Annotated in this window: 1 pseudogene; it reads right to left on the minus strand. The window is 56.2% G+C overall.

Annotated elements, in window-relative coordinates:
- A pseudogene (locus tag VSR34_RS39035) lies at positions 1-306 on the minus strand (molecular chaperone DnaJ); the annotation flags it as partial.

A 306-nucleotide genomic window follows, 5' to 3' on the forward strand; every position in this document is an offset into this window, starting at 1 on the left:
TGAATTTCATTTCACCGACCTCAGTGGCCACCTCGCTGTCGTAGCTGGTGGGGCTGTATTTGTCGTAGATGGCTTTGAGACCTTCTCCTTCGTCATCGCCTTCGCCGATCAGGTCTCCTGCCAGATCGACGATCACAAGTGCAACCTTTCGGCGTTCGGCTTTGGTCAGTCGATCGTAAGCACGGTCCAGGCAATGCACCATCCGGATCTGCAGCGCAGACGATTTCTGTTCAAGCGGGAGAAGTTCGTTGACGTACTGCTGCTGGAAGACGGGCGTAACCGATTCCCAGGCGCGAAGCCGCTTGC

This window comes from Paraburkholderia sp. JHI2823 (genome assembly GCF_038900695.1).
Classification (GTDB): domain Bacteria; phylum Pseudomonadota; class Gammaproteobacteria; order Burkholderiales; family Burkholderiaceae; genus Paraburkholderia; species Paraburkholderia mimosarum.